Below are 14,189 nucleotides of genomic sequence, written 5' to 3' on the forward strand. Positions count from 1 at the left end.
TGATGTCCATGTTGTCGTTTCTGCTCGGAGAGAAGAAGAAATCCGCGTCGGTGGCCAAGGAGCGCCTGCAGATCATTCTGGCGCGCGAGCGTGTGGGCGGTGAGAACTCGGGCAAGCCCGACTATCTGCCGGCCCTGCAAAAAGAGCTGATGGCCGTGATTTCCAAATACGTGGATATCAATCCCAATGACATCAAGGTCCAGCTGGAACGTCAGGAAAACCTGGAAGTGCTGGAAGTCAAGATCGAGCTGCCGGAGGCTCGTATTACCTCCCCCTGAGGCGCTTCGCGCCTTCCCCCTCTCTCGCTACGCGGGAGGGGGACGACACCTTCGCCGCGAGGCGGCTCTTGCTCGGTGTCACTGATGTACGCCAAGCTAAGCAGTTAAGAACTCATAGCGCATAGCGCTTGATAGACAAGGGAATGGGCCTGAAAAGGCCCATTTTTTTATCCTCTGACCGGCTCCCGCATGGTCACCAGTTCCTCGGCCACCGTGGGGTGTATGCCTATGGTCGCATCGAACTGCTGCTTGGTCGCGCCGCACTGCAGCGCCACGGCAAAGCCCTGCATCAGCTCGCCCGCGCCCTCGCCCACCATGTGCACGCCGCGCACGCGCTGGTCGGCCTTGGAGACGACGAGCTTGAGAAACACGTTCTCCGGCGCCGCCCCCATGCGGTTGCTCAGGGGCCGGAAGGCGGACTCGAAGATCTGCAGCTCGCCATAGCGCTCGCGCGCCGCGGCCTCGGACAGCCCTACGGTGCCCACCTGCGGATGGGAGAACACCGCCGTGGGTACCAGCTCGTAATCGGGCGCGCTCCTGCCGCCCTGGCCGAACAGGCCATGGGCGACCACCGTGCCCTCGGCCAGGGCCACGGGGGTGAGCGCCATGCGGTCGACCACATCGCCAACGGCATGAATCGAAGGCACGCTGGTGCTGAAGTTCTGGTCCACGACCACGGCACCCGCTGCATTGCAGCGCACGCCCGCGGCCTCCAGGCCCAGCCCGTCCGTGTTGGGCTTGCGGCCCGTGGCAAACATCACGCAGTCCGTCACCAGGCTGCGGCCGCTGCCGAGCTGCAGCTGCAGACCGTCGGCCTGCTTGCGTATCGCCACAACGGCCTCGTTCCACTGAAAGCCCACGCCCTGGCGCTGCATTTCCTCGGCCAGAGCCCGGCCCAGATCGGCATCGAAGCCGCGCAGCAGCTGCTGGCGGCGGTGCAGCAAGGTGGTCTGCGCGCCCAGGCCGTTGAAGATGGAGGCGAACTCCACGGCGATATAGCCGGCCCCCACGACCACCACGCGCTCGGGCAGCTCCCGCAGGTGGAAGGCCTGGTCGGAGCTGATCGCATGCTCCACGCCCGGAATATCGGGCATGCTGGGCCGGCCGCCGGTGGCGATCAGGATATGGCGGGCCGTGATGGATGCAGCGCCAACCAGCACGCTATGCGGGCCCAGGAGCGTCGCGCGGCCGTGGATGAGGGTGATGCCCGCCCCGGCCAGCATCTTCTCGTACACGCCGTTCAGCCGCTCGATCTCGCGGTCCTTGTTGGCGATCAGCGTGGCCCAGTCGAACCGCGGCGGCTCCAGCTGCCAGCCGAAGCCCTGGGCCTCCTCGGCAAGCTGGCTGAAATGCGCGGCATGGCTGAGCAGCTTCTTGGGAATGCAGCCCACATTCACGCAGGTGCCGCCCAGCGGGCCGGACTCCACCACGGCCACGCGCGCGCCCAGGCCGGCGGCCACACGGCTGGCGCGCACGCCGCCCGAACCGCCGCCTATGACCAGAAAGTCGTAATCAAAGTCTTGTTGCTGCATCGCATGCCCCGCTCTGGATTGAAGTGCCGGGCGGATGCGCTCCGCCCCACACAGACTCTAACCACAACGAGATTGCAGCAGCTCGGTTAACCCAGCGTTATCGGCCAGGTTTCAGGGGCGCGCGGCGCGAAGACGGGGCTAAGGCCTAAAGCAGGCCGCGCGCATGCATATGGCCGGCGTGATAGAGCAGCGGCGAGCGCTCCGCATGGTGTTCGCAACGCTCCACCTCGCCGACGAACAGCAGATGGTCGCCCTCTTCGTGCTGGTTGCGCTGGCGGCATTCGAACACGGCCGCGCAGCCTTCGAGCAGCGGCACGCCATGCGCGGAATCATGATGCGGCGTATGGCCGAAACGGTCGGCGCCCTTGCGCGCAAACAGCTCGGCCAGCGGCTTTTGCGAGGCCGCGAGCACATGGATCGCATAGTGCGAGCACTGGCGGAACACGGGCAGCGAGTTGGCGCCCAAGCCCAGGCTCCAGAGCACCAGCGGCGGCGTCAGCGACAGGGCGTTGAAGGAGCTGACCGTGGTGCCCACGGGGTGGCCTTGCGCGCTGCGCGCCGTGATGATGGTCACGCCCGTGGCGAACTGGCCCAGCGCATCGCGAAATTCACGCTGCGAGAAAGGCAAGGCCGAACGCAAGACAGAGGTGGGCAAGGCGGAGTTCACAAAAACCAGAGCACAAAACGGGCGCCGCAGCGGCGTGCCACGGATTCGATAACTGCGGACAAAAGCCGCCGCAGGGACTTATCGATTATCGGCGCGATCCCCGCCGAACACGGTCCGTAAGGGCTTAAGCGGCCGGAGGCAAGCAAAAACTCTCAAATCGATAGCTTCAAACACATACCAGTCATAGGTTTCAATATCAAAAAACCGTCAGCGCGCGGCCAGCAGGCTTGGCGCGGCCTGCTGGGCCAGCCAACCGTCCGCGGCGGCCCGGCTGCGGCGCTGCAGCTGCATCAGCAGCTCATGCCCGGGCCAGGGCAGCGCATGGCGGGTGCACAGCTCCTGCTGCATGCGCGCCAGCAGGGCCGCGGCCATCTCGGCATCGGCCAGCGCGCGGTGGGCGCGGCCCGTGGACGGCAGCTGCAGATAGCGCGCCAGATGACCCAGGCTGTGGCTGGGCGCCTGCGGGTAGATGCGGCGCGACAGCAGCATCGTGCAGGCAAAGAGCTGGGGCGCGCTCTCGCCCGCCAGGGCCAGCTCGGCCTGCCAGAACTTGCTGTCGAACGAGGCGTTGTGCGCCACCATGGGCGCCTGGCCCACAAAGCGCGCGGCCTCGCGCATCACCTGCGCGGCGGGCGGCGCCGTGCGCAGCATCTCGTTGCTGATGCCGGTCAGCTGCGTGATGAAGGGAGAAACCCAGGCGCCGCTGTGCATCAGGCTCTGGAAGCGATCGACAACCCGCCCCTGCTCCAGCAGCACGATGGCCACTTCGGTGGCTCTTGCGCCCTGGGCCGGGCTCATGCCCGTGGTTTCAAAGTCGATGACGGCGATCGCGGAACTCATGGCCGCATTGTGCCGTGCCGCCGCGCCTCAGTCCGCGCCCAGGTCATCCTCGCCGGGCAGGCCCAGGCTTTGCACCACATGCTCCAGCACGTAGTACAGCTGCTCGATTTCCTTGCTGCCGACCAGGCGCTCAATCTCCACATAGATCTCTTCGGAATGCGGAGCGATCTCGGCCACCATGGCATGGCCCTCCGGCGTGAGCCCGAACTCCGACCCGCGCAGATCCCCCTCGTGGCGGCCGCGCTTGATCAGCTGGCGGCCCTCCAGCGTCTTGAGCAGACGCGAGAGGCTGGGCATGCTGATGAAGGTCATCTGCGACAGCTCCATGGGGCGCAGCCGGTGGTCGGCGGCCGACATCGCACGTATCACCCGCCACTGCTGCTCCGTCAGGCCGTGGGCGCGCAACGATGGGCGAAACCGCACCATCACCGACTCTCGGGCCTTGAGCAAGGCCATGGGCAGGGAGCGTGCAAACGAGCGCATGGGTTCAGTTGCGTTGGTTGTGTCGTGCTGAGTCATAGCAAAGGTGGATAAGCTGGCCCGATTGTATGTAAGCGGCCGGCGGCCGCTGCGGCGAGACGCTCTCAGTAGGTGCTGCTGGGGGCCACGGGCCTGACGTCCTTGAAGCGGGTCGCCAGGGCGCTGGTCGCCTGCACCAGCAGTCCGGTGTCCAGGCCCACGGCCACGAAGCTGCAGCCCAGCGCCAGGTATTTGCGCGCCAGCTCCTCGTTGGGCGTGAGAATGCCCGCGGCCTTGCCCGCCTTGCGGATGCGCGCGATCGCGTCGGCGATGGCGGCCTGCACCTCGGGGTGGCCCGGATTGCCCACATGGCCCATGGAGGCCGAGAGATCGGCCGGGCCTATGAACACCCCGTCCACGCCCTCGGTGGCGGCAATCGCATCCAGATTGGCCAGGCCCTCCATGGACTCGACCTGCAGCAGCATGCAGATCTGCGCATTGGCCTCCAGGTAGTAGCTGGCACGGCGCCCCCAGGCCGAAGCGCGCGCGCCGGCCATGCCGCGAATGCCGCCCTTGCCATCGTCCTGCGGATAGCGCGAGGCACGCACGATGCAGGCCGCCTGCGCGGCCGTATCCACCATGGGCACCAGCAGGGTCTGCACGCCCAGGTCCAGATACTGCTTGATCAGCATCTCGCCGATCTCGCCATGGCCCATGGGAATGCGCGCGATCGCGTGGCTCGCGCTATAGGCGGCGATGGCCTGCAGCTGGCTCAGCAGGGTCAGCGTGTCGTTGGGACCATGCTCGCCGTCGATGAGCAGCCAGTCGAAGCCCGCGCCCGCGCAGATTTCTGCCGAGTACGGGCTGCCCAGGCCCAGCCACAGGCCGATCTGCGGCTGGCCGGCCGCAATCGCGGCCTTGAAGGGATTGACGGGTGTGTGCATTGCTGTCTCCGTTGTTCGTGCAGGGTGGGTCAATATCCCATGCAAAGATATTTGGTACTCACGTACTCTTCAATCCCTGCCGCCCCGCCCTCGCGCCCCATGCCGGACTGCTTGACTCCGCCAAACGGCGCCACCGCAGTGCTGATGATGCCGCTGTTGATGCCGACCATGCCGTATTCCAGCGCCTCGCCCACGCGCCAGACACGGCCCACGCCGCGGGCGTAGAAATAGGCGGCCAGGCCGAATTCCGTGTCGTTGGCCATGCGGATCGCTTCTGCCTCGGTCTTGAAGCGGAACACGGGCGCCACGGGGCCGAACAGCTCCTCCTGCGCCAGCCGCATGCCGCTGTGGGCATTGCCCAGAATGGTGGGCTCGTAGAAGCTGCGGCCCAGCGCGCTGCGTCGGCCGCCGGTGACGATTTCGGCGCCCTGGGCCACGGCATCCCGCACCAGCTCTTCCACCTTGTTCACGGCGGCCTCGTCGATCAGCGGGCCCTGGGTCACGCCGGGCTCGGCGCCATTGCCGACCTTGAGCGCCAGCACCGCGGCCTTGAGCTTGGCCATGAAGGCCTCGTACACGCCATCCTGCACCAGCAAGCGGTTGGCGCAGACGCAGGTCTGGCCGGTATTGCGGTATTTGGAGGCCATGGCGCCTTCCACGGCCGCATCGAGGTCCGCATCGTCGAAGACGATGAAGGGGGCATTGCCGCCCAGCTCCAGCGACATCTTCTTGAGCGTCGGCGCGCATTGCGCGGCCAGCACGCGGCCGACCTCGGTGGAGCCGGTAAAGGTCAGCTTGCGCACCGCCATGCTGGCCGTAAGCACGGAGCCAATGGTGCGCGCGGAACCGGTGATCACGCTGAACACGCCCGCGGGCACACCGGCGCGCTGCGCGAGCTCGGCCAGGGCCAGGGCCGACAGCGGCGTCTGCTGCGCGGGCTTGACGATGATGGTGCAGCCCGCGGCCAGCGCCGGCGCCACCTTGCGCGTGATCATCGCGGCCGGGAAGTTCCAGGGCGTGATCGCGGCGCACACGCCCACCGGCTCCTTGCTCACCACGATCTTTTTGTCGCTCCAGGGCGAGGGCACGGTGGCGCCGTAGACGCGGCGCGCCTCCTCGGCAAACCACTGCACATAGGAGGCCGCGTAGGCTATCTCGCCACGCGATTCGGCCAGCGGCTTGCCCTGCTCGGCCGTCATGATCTGCGCCAGGTCTTCCTGGTGCTGCAGCAGCAGCTCAAACCACTTGTGCAGCACGGCCGCGCGCTGCTCTGCGGTCCTGGTCTTCCACTCGACAAACGCGCGCTCGGCCGCATCAATGGCGGCCTGCGTTTCGGCCGCGCCCATACCGGGCACGGTGCTCAGCAGCTCGCCCGTCGCGGGGTTGTTCACCTCGATGCCGCTGCCGTCCCTGGCCGCCAGCCATTGGCCGTCGATCAGGCACAGGTTCTTGAGCAGGCCCGGGTCACGTAATTGCAAAGCCATGGGATATCTCCGGTTCAAACAAAGCGGAATTGCAGCTTGCCGAGAACGCCGTAATCGGCCTCGAACTCATCGCCTTGCTGCGCCACCACGGGCCGCGTGAACGAGCCCGCAAGCACGATCTGCCCGGGCTGCAGCGACTCGCCCCAGGGCGCCAGCTTGTTGGCCAGCCAGGCCACGCCAATCGCCGGATGGCCTTGCACGCCGGCGGCCAGCCCCGTCTCCTCGACGATGCCGTTCTGGCGCAGGATGGCGCCGCACCAGGGCAGGTCCACGCCCGCAGGCGCGGTGCGGCCCGCGCCGACCACGATGCCAGCATTGGCCGCGTTGTCGCTGATGGTGTCGAACACCTTGCGCATGGCCCTGGTGTGGCGGTCGAACTGCTCGATGCGCGCGTCGATGATCTCGATAGCGGGCGTCACATATTCGGTGGCGGCCAGCACATCCTGCAGCGTCACCTCGGCGCCACCTTCCAGCCCCGGGCCGCGCAGCGCGGACTTGAGCACGAAAGCCAGTTCCACCTCCACCCGCGGTGCTATGAAGTTCGAGGTCGGGATCTCAAGCACCTGGCCGGGCGTGGCGGTGTAGAGCATGGAGTCCAGCAGCGTGCCGTAGTCGGGCTCGTTGATCTGGCTGGCCATCTGCATGGCGCGCGAGGTCAGGCCTATCTTGTGGCCTATGACCTTGCGGCCCGCCGCAAGCTGCATGTCCACCCAGGCACGCGAGACGCGGTAGCCGTCCCCTATCGTCATGCCGGGAAAACGCTTGGAAAAATGCTCGATCTGCTGGCGCGATTTCTCGCTCGCTTCCAGCTCCAGAGCCAGTTGGTGGATGAGTTCGGCAGAAAACATATTCAGTGCTTGGCAAACAGTGGATGCAGATTGCTGTGCTTGGCGTCATAGACCTGGCCCGGCGCTTCGTCGACCTGCACGGTCAGGCCCAGATGGCGCTGCTCGAACAGTGGCTGCAGATGTGCTCTGGCGCATGCCAGCAGCGCATCGCCGGCGCTTTTCTTGACGGCCTCGGAGCGCCCGCGCCCCATGCGCAGATTGAGATAGACGAAGCCGTAGTCACCGTCGCCGCCGGCCGCCATACCGGCGGCGCCGCCATCGGCCACCGCATGGTGGGGCGCGGGGTAGGCGAACACGCGCGTGCCGCCCGTGGGAAAGACCTGGGCGCCGTCTTCGGCACGCACGGTGAGCATGGTGTCGGCCAGCTTGCGGCAGAGCCCGCCCATGTCGGCCTGGGCCTCGAGATTGCCGGTATAGAGAATGACTACATGAGGCATGGATGCACCTTTGCGTATGCGCGGCTCACAGCCTGCCGGCCATGGCGGCCTCGATGCTGGAGCGGCTGGCCTGGGCCTGGGGAATGGCACGGCCGTCCTGCGGCGTGACGGGGAACACGGCGTTGAGCTGGCCCGTGCCCGAGGCGCCGAAATAAGGGGTGACGATCTCGGCCTGGCCGTCATAGGCCGACCAGCCCAGAGCGCCCAGCAGCATGGCCGTGTCGTGCATAAAGCCTTCGCCGTGGCCCTTGGCCGCGTACTCGGGCAGCATGCCGCAGAAGGCCTGCCATTCGCCGGCCTGCCACATGCGCACCACCTCGCGGTCGAGCTGCTCAAGGAAGGGACTCCAGATCTTGAACGCGAACTCGGGTGCCAGGCCGTTCTGCGCAAAGCGGTGCGACATGGAGCCGCTGGCCAGCAGCGCCACCGTGCCGTCGTAGTGGTCCTCGATGGCGCGGCGCACGGCCCAGCCCAGGCGCGCGCTGTCGTGCAGGTAATGCGCCATGCACATCGCGGAGATGGAGACCACCTTGAAGTGCTGATCCGCATTCATATAGCGCATGGGCACCAGCGTGCCGTATTCGGGCTCCAGCGTGGTCGCATCGTGCGCCAGGGTCTCCACGCCCAGCGCATTGGCCTCGGCCGCGAGCAGCTTGCCCAGCGCGGGATTGCCGGGGAATTCGAACGGCATATGGCTGATGAAATGCGGCAGCTCGTTGCTGGTGTACAGCCCCTTGAAATGCGGGCCGCAGAGCACGTGATAGCCGGCATTGACCAGCCAGTGCGTATCGCAGACCACCAGCGTGTCCACGCCCAGCTCGCGGCAGCGGCGGCCGATTTCCCGGAGGCCATCGATAGCATCCTGGCGCGTGCCCTTGCGCGGCCCGTCGAGCTCGCTCAGATAGATCGACGGCACATGCGTGATCTTGGCGGCAAGTGCAAGTTTGCCCATAAAAATCTCCTTTTCAACCTGGCCGATGAACGGCCTCGTCCGCAAGCCGCAAAGCTGACGCGGCCCAGGCCAGCGACGCCGAGCAAGGACCGCCCGCCGCGAGGACGTCGTCCCCACAGCACCTCAGAGGGACACGTCTAGCCCATGGTGATATTCGCGCGGCGAATGATGTCCGCGTACTTGCCGATCTCGCTGTTCACAAAGCTGCCGAACTGGGCCGCCGAGCCGGGCAGGGCCACGATGCCGCTCTTGGCAAACACCTCGACCACATTGGGCATGGCCAGGGCCTTGTTGACCTCGGCATTCAGGCGCTGGACGACGGCCTCGGGCGTGCCCGCGGGTGCGAGCAGGCCCTGCCAGGAGTTGGACTCCAGCGCCGCGCCCTGCTCGGCCAGGGTGGGCACATTGGGCGCAAAGCGCGAACGCTTGAGCGTGGCCATGCCGACCGCATGCAGCTTGCCGCTTTCGATGTGGCCGCGGAATTCCGACCAGTTGCCGAACATCACGCTGACCTGGCCGCCCAGCAGATCGGTGAGCGCCGGGCCCTGGCCCTTGTAGGGCACGTGGACCATGTCCACGCCCAGCATCTGGCACAGCAGCGCGCCCGACAGATGGGCCGAAGTGCCGTTGCCGAACGAGGCATAGGTCAGCGTATCGGGCTTGGCCAGCGCCGCCTTCTTGAGATCGGCCAGGGTCTTGATGCCGCTGGACGGATGGGTGGCCAGCACATGCTCCGACAGCCCCATCAGCGCCGCCGGCCTGAGATCCTTGCTCGTGTCATAGGGCAGGCTTTTGACCAGCGTCTTGTTGGCCGTAAAGCTGTTGGCCACGCAGACCAGGGTGTAGCCGTCGGCCGGCTGCTTGGCCACGTAGTCCACACCGATCACCGTGCCCGCACCGGGCTTGTTCTCCACGATGACGCTCTGGCCCAGCTGCTTACCCAGTTCGGTGCCTATCAGGCGCGCCACCATGTCGGTGGTGCCGCCCGGCGTGAACGGCACGATGATGCGTATGGGCTTGGCGGGCCAGGCGCCGGACTGGGCCAGGCCGAGCCCGGTGGTGGATGCGAGTGCGGCGGCCGAGCCGGCCTGCAGGAAATGGCGGCGTTGCATGCATGTCTCCTTTTGTGTTGTTCTCGGTCTGCGGCGCCGATGCAGCAAGCGCCGGCGGCTGTCGAAATTTCCAGCGCTCAGACACCCCAGTGCGGGATATGGTGGGAGCCCATGGACACGGCCACGTTCTTGGGCTCGCAGAACACCTCGTAGCTCCAGGTGCCGCCTTCGCGGCCCGTGCCCGAGGCCTTGGTGCCGCCAAACGGCTGACGCAGGTCGCGCACGTTCTGGCTGTTGACGAAGCACATGCCGGCCTCTATGGCCGCGGCCACGCGGTGGGCCTTGCCGATATTCTCGGTCCACACATAGCTGGACAGGCCGTACTGGATGTCGTTGGCCAGGCGTATGACCTCGGCCTCGTCGCTGAACGGGATGATGCAGGCCACGGGGCCGAAGATCTCTTCCTGGGCGATCTGCATGCGGTTGTCCACGTCGGCAAACACCGTGGGCAGCACATAGTTGCCGTGTTTCACGCGCTCGGGCAGCACGGGCGCGTCCAGGCCGCCGCACAGCAGGTTCGCGCCCTCCTTGCGGCCCAGCTCGATGTAGTGGCGCACCTTGGCCAGATGGCCCTGGCTGATCATGGGGCCAACGATGGTTGAATCATGAAGCGGATCGCCCACGGCGATGCGCTTGGTGCGCTCCACGAAGCGGTCGACGAACTTGGCGTAAATGCCTTTTTGCACCAGGATGCGGCTGCCGGCCGTGCAGCGCTCGCCGTTGTTGCTGAAGATCATGAACACGGCCGCATCGACTGCACGCTCGAAGTCGGCATCGTCGAAGATCACGAACGGGCTCTTGCCGCCGAGTTCCATGCTGAACTTCTTCAGGCCCGCGGCCTGCACGATGCGGTTGCCCGTGGCCGTCGATCCCGTGAACGAGACGGCGCGCACGTCGCGGTGGGCCACCAGAGGCTCGCCCGCATCCTTGCCGTAGCCGTGCACGAGGTTGAGCACGCCTGCGGGGATGCCGGCCTCCAGCGCCAGCTCGCCCAGGCGCGCGGCCGTCATGGGCGAGAGCTCGCTCATCTTGAGCACGGCCGTGTTGCCGAAGGCCAGGCAGGGCGCGACCTTCCAGGTGGCCGTCATGAACGGCACGTTCCACGGCGAGATCAGCGCGCACACACCCACGGGGTGGAACAGCGTGTAGTTCAGGTGCGTGGGCGTGGGATAGGTGTGGCCGTCCACGCGCGTGCACATCTCGGCAAAGTAGTAGAAGTTGTCGGCCGCGCGCGGCACCAGCTGCTTGCCGGTCTGGGCTATGACCTGGCCGCAGTCGTTGGTCTCGGTCGCGGCGATTTCGGGCACATGCTTGGCAATCAGATCGCCGAGCTTGCGCACCAGCTTGGCACGCTCCGCCGCGGGCAGGCCGGCCCATTTGGGAAAGGCTTCCTTGGCGGCCGCCACGGCCGCATCGACTTCGGCCGCGCCGCCCGAGGCCACCTCGGCCAGCACCTCCTGGGTGGCGGGATTGAGGGTCTCGAAATAGTCCTTGCCGGCAACGGCCTTGCCATTGATCAGGTGATCGATACGCATGCTTGGTGCTCCTGAAATATCTTGGTTCTAAGCCCGTGCCAGCAGCTCGTCGCCGCCGATGAAATTGACGAGGCGGCCCACGCCCTCGATCTCGGTCACGATCTCGTCGCCGACCCTGGAATCGGCCACGCCGTCGGGCGTGCCGGTCAGGATCAGGTCGCCGGGGTTCAGCGTCATAAAGCTCGACAGATGGGCGATCAGCGCCGGTATATCGTGCACCATGTCGCGCGTGTTGCCATCTTGCTTGAGCTCGCCGTTGACCCAGCTGCGCAGGCGCAGATTCATGGGATCGGCAATATCGGCCGCGTCCACGAACCAGGGACCGATGGGCGTGGCGCCGTCGCGGTTCTTCACGCGCAGATTGGGACGGTAGAAGTTCTCGAGGTAATCTCGAATCGCATAGTCATTGGCCGTCACATAGCCGGCCACCACGCCGTAGGCATCCTGTTTTTCGACATTGCGGCAGCTCTTGCCTATGACCACGCCCAGCTCGCACTCGAAGTGCATATAGCCCACGTCGGCGGGACGGCGCGTATGGCCGCGATGGCTGTTCAAGGCGTTCGGGCCCTTGAGGAAAACCAGCGGCTCCTCGGGCGCCTTGCTGAAGGAGATTTCCTTGGCATGGTCGGCATAGTTGAGGCCCAGCGCAAAAATGGTGCCGAACTCCATGGGCGGCAGCCATTGCACAGCGGCCTCGTCCACCACGCGGCCATCGGGAAGCTGCACGCGGCCGTCGGCGCTTTCGGTCACGGCCAGGGTCTGGCCTGCAAAAACAACGCGTCCGTGCTTCATGCCAGCTTCTCCTCGACCACGCCATGGCTCAGTTCGCCCAGCCCGGGCACCCGGATCAACACCGTGTCCCCGGCCCGCGCCAGGGGCGAGGCTTCGCCGGGGCCCAGCAGCAGCACATCGCCGACGGCCAGCGTCATGAACTCGCTCACATCGGCAATCAGCTGCGCCGCGGGCCGCACCAGCGCGGCAAAGCTGCGCTCGTAGACGCGCCGACCGTTGATGGCGATGCTCAGCGTGGCCCGGTCGAGCTCGAAGCCGGCCTCGCCCTGGAGCAGCCGGCTCATGGGGCAGAAGCCGTCGCGGTCACGCTGGCGTATCGCGGGGCGGTAGTAGTTCTCGTGCGGCAGGGTCAGGTCGCTGGCCAGCACAAAGCCGGCGACATGGCTCAGGGCCTCATCGGCCGACACGCGCGTGGCGGCCTTGCCCAGCACCAGGCCTATGGTCGCGTCTATGCGCAGCTCGCCGGGCTCGGCCGGCACGGCCACCGCGGCGCCATCGGCGGCGAAGGTGTTGCGCGGCTTGATGTAGAGCACGGGCGCTTTGGGCGCGGCCTTGTAGGGGGCGCTGTCGAACTGGGGCGACAGGCGCTCCACGGTGGCACGGTCATTGAGCAACACACCGTAGACAGTGCGCAGCGGCAGGCCGTCGCTCAGAAGAATAGGCTGAATCTGCATGGTCGAGATTTAGTTAACGTGGTAATTGTTATCTCGCCGCAGCCACGCGTCAACCTGTGCAACACGGGGTTTTCACTTAATCTGTTAACTAATTTTTTCAGAGCGCTGCGCCCGTTTGCGCGCCGGCCTCCGGGCATCCGCGCATAAAAAAAGGCCGCGCTTCGCAGCACGGCCCGGGATCTCGAATACCGGAAGCAGAGGGGCTTTGTTTTTGATAGCTTTTGCCGCTCGCCTATTCTCGGTTTCACGCTGATTCTCACCAGATATGCATGCATATCCAGCGCTATCAGCTATGAAAATTAGCGAATCAGCAAGACGGGAACGGTGCAGCCGGCCAGCACCTGGGAGCTGACCGAACCCATGATCAAACGGCCCAGCGCGCCGTGGCCGTGCGTGCCCATGGCGATCAGGTCGAACTTGCCTTCCTGTGCTTCATGGATGATGGTGTCGGCGATGGGACCGACCTTGCTGATGCTGTGCGCCTGCACGCCGCGCGCCTTCAGGAATTCCTGCACGGGTTGCAGAATCTTGGTGGATTCCTCGTCGTAGTATTGCTCCACCACCTCCTTGCCCAGTGCGGCGCGCGCACGCGGGGGCAGCAGGGGCTGGACGGTGATGACGGTGTACTCATGGCCTGTGCCCAGCATCTCCTGATGCGAGGTCAGATAGGCAAGCATCTTCTGGGTGTAGGCGCTACCGTCCACGGCAAGCAAAATCTTCATAGCAAATCCTCCAGGTTGATGTTTCAAGACTACGGGCTGGTCGCGGCTTGCGCCTTGACTTGGCTCAAGTCCACGGTCGATGCGGGCAAAAAGCCCTGCTGCTCGCCCTTGCGCGCATAGCCCAGCGGATTGGCCACCACGCGGCATTGCCAGGCGCTGCCGTCGGCGCGCCTGCCGCTGGCCAGGTAGTCGCTGGCGCAGTGCAGATGACCGTGCAGCCAGAGGTCGGCATAGGGCAGCAGGTCGTCCATCACATTGCAAAAGCCCGCCGTGCCGGGCACCAGGCCGTAGCGCGGATCGGCGCTGCGCAGGCTGGGCGCAAAATGGGTCACGGCCACCGTGGGGCCGTCGTCGAACGGCCGCTCCAGCGCGGCGCGCAGCCAGTCCTGGCACAGCAGGCTTTCCTCGCGCATGGGGGCGGCCAGGAAGGGCTCGCCCTGGCGGGTGCCGCCGGTTTTCTGCAGATAGAAGTTCGCTGCGCGAAAAGCCTTTTCGCGCAGCCGGTGCAGCTGGGTCAGGTCGGTCACGCCCTCGTGCATGGCCATGGCGTCGAAGTCGCTCCACAGCGTGGTGCCGATGAAGCGCACGCCGTCCAGGACCACGGTCTCGCGGTCCAGCCACATCAGGCCCAGCTGGTCGCAGGTGCGGCGCAGGCGCAGGCGCGCCTCGTCGAAGTCCTGCATATCGTATTCATGGTTGCCGGGCACGAACAGCACGGGAGCCGGCCAGCCCGCGTACTGCGGCAGCGGCGAGAAACGCTCGAGGCCGAAATGCTCGCCGTCGACCTGGGTGCTGCTCTGGTAGGAGCCGATATCGCCGGCCAGCACCAGGACATCGGCCCCGGCCGCAGGCTCGGCCACGAACTCGGGGTGGACTTCAAGGTGCAGGTCTGACAGCAGCTGGATCTTCATGG

The 14,189-nt window shown here is 66.1% G+C and carries 16 protein-coding genes; 1 reads left to right on the plus strand and 15 read right to left on the minus strand.

The genetic code is table 11. The features are described from left to right. Nucleotides 1-2 precede the first annotated feature (2 nt). On the plus strand, nt 3-278 hold the full coding sequence (gene minE / locus AB6724_RS08525; protein ID WP_369338080.1) for a cell division topological specificity factor MinE: 276 nt from the start codon (nt 3-5) through the stop codon (nt 276-278). A 167-nt stretch (nt 279-445) separates the two neighbouring features. Here the strand turns inward: minE and gorA are convergent, their stop codons facing one another. From gorA to AB6724_RS08600, 15 genes are all read right to left on the minus strand, one after another. Continuing rightward, a complete protein-coding gene (gene gorA, locus AB6724_RS08530; RefSeq protein ID WP_369338081.1) occupies nt 446-1,810 on the minus strand; it encodes a glutathione-disulfide reductase in 1,365 nt (454 codons plus the stop codon). A gap of 145 nt (nt 1,811-1,955) precedes the next feature. After that, a complete protein-coding gene (locus tag AB6724_RS08535) occupies nt 1,956-2,477 on the minus strand; it encodes a flavin reductase family protein (RefSeq protein WP_369338082.1) in 522 nt (173 codons plus the stop codon). A gap of 207 nt (nt 2,478-2,684) precedes the next feature. After that, nucleotides 2,685-3,317 carry a 3'-5' exonuclease gene (locus tag AB6724_RS08540; protein ID WP_369338083.1) on the minus strand — a complete coding sequence of 211 codons (633 nt, stop codon included), beginning with the start codon at nt 3,315-3,317 and terminating at the stop codon, nt 2,685-2,687. A 27-nt stretch (nt 3,318-3,344) separates the two neighbouring features. Further along, complete coding sequence (hpaR, locus tag AB6724_RS08545; RefSeq protein ID WP_369338084.1) at nt 3,345-3,800, minus strand: homoprotocatechuate degradation operon regulator HpaR; 456 nt, start codon at nt 3,798-3,800, stop codon at nt 3,345-3,347. Between the two features lie 101 nt (nt 3,801-3,901). Beyond that, entirely contained in the window at nt 3,902-4,720 is an 819-nt protein-coding gene (locus tag AB6724_RS08550) for an aldolase/citrate lyase family protein (protein ID WP_369338085.1), read from the minus strand. 29 nt (nt 4,721-4,749) lie between these two features. Then, nucleotides 4,750-6,204: an NAD-dependent succinate-semialdehyde dehydrogenase gene (locus AB6724_RS08555; protein ID WP_369338086.1), complete on the minus strand. Its 1,455-nt coding sequence runs from the start codon at nt 6,202-6,204 to the stop codon at nt 4,750-4,752. Nucleotides 6,205-6,218: 14 nt separating this feature from the next. Further along, nucleotides 6,219-7,052 (minus strand): 2-oxo-hept-4-ene-1,7-dioate hydratase, encoded by an 834-nt coding sequence (hpaH, locus tag AB6724_RS08560; protein ID WP_369338087.1) that lies wholly within the window; start codon nt 7,050-7,052, stop codon nt 6,219-6,221. A 2-nt stretch (nt 7,053-7,054) separates the two neighbouring features. Further along, nucleotides 7,055-7,489: a 5-carboxymethyl-2-hydroxymuconate isomerase gene (locus tag AB6724_RS08565; protein ID WP_369338088.1), complete on the minus strand. Its 435-nt coding sequence runs from the start codon at nt 7,487-7,489 to the stop codon at nt 7,055-7,057. A 25-nt stretch (nt 7,490-7,514) separates the two neighbouring features. Further along, nucleotides 7,515-8,441 (minus strand): 3,4-dihydroxyphenylacetate 2,3-dioxygenase, encoded by a 927-nt coding sequence (gene hpaD / locus AB6724_RS08570; RefSeq protein ID WP_369338089.1) that lies wholly within the window; start codon nt 8,439-8,441, stop codon nt 7,515-7,517. A gap of 137 nt (nt 8,442-8,578) precedes the next feature. Continuing rightward, nucleotides 8,579-9,553: a tripartite tricarboxylate transporter substrate binding protein gene (locus AB6724_RS08575; RefSeq protein WP_369338090.1), complete on the minus strand. Its 975-nt coding sequence runs from the start codon at nt 9,551-9,553 to the stop codon at nt 8,579-8,581. Nucleotides 9,554-9,630: 77 nt separating this feature from the next. Next, nucleotides 9,631-11,088, minus strand: a complete 1,458-nt coding sequence (gene hpaE / locus AB6724_RS08580) for a 5-carboxymethyl-2-hydroxymuconate semialdehyde dehydrogenase (protein ID WP_369338091.1) — start codon at nt 11,086-11,088, stop codon at nt 9,631-9,633. 27 nt (nt 11,089-11,115) lie between these two features. Continuing rightward, nucleotides 11,116-11,880, minus strand: a complete 765-nt coding sequence (locus tag AB6724_RS08585; RefSeq protein ID WP_369338092.1) for a fumarylacetoacetate hydrolase family protein — start codon at nt 11,878-11,880, stop codon at nt 11,116-11,118. Next, nucleotides 11,877-12,554, minus strand: coding sequence for a fumarylacetoacetate hydrolase family protein (locus AB6724_RS08590; RefSeq protein WP_369338093.1), 678 nt, complete (start codon nt 12,552-12,554; stop codon nt 11,877-11,879). Before AB6724_RS08590 ends, AB6724_RS08585 begins: the two co-directional genes overlap by 4 nt. A 299-nt stretch (nt 12,555-12,853) precedes the next feature. Further along, entirely contained in the window at nt 12,854-13,276 is a 423-nt protein-coding gene (locus tag AB6724_RS08595; protein WP_369338094.1) for a universal stress protein, read from the minus strand. Between the two features lie 29 nt (nt 13,277-13,305). Next, a complete protein-coding gene (locus AB6724_RS08600) occupies nt 13,306-14,187 on the minus strand; it encodes a metallophosphoesterase (RefSeq protein ID WP_369338095.1) in 882 nt (293 codons plus the stop codon). Nucleotides 14,188-14,189: the final 2 nt, after the last annotated feature.

Source organism: Comamonas guangdongensis, from assembly GCF_041079535.1.
Taxonomy (GTDB): domain Bacteria; phylum Pseudomonadota; class Gammaproteobacteria; order Burkholderiales; family Burkholderiaceae_C; genus Comamonas; species Comamonas guangdongensis.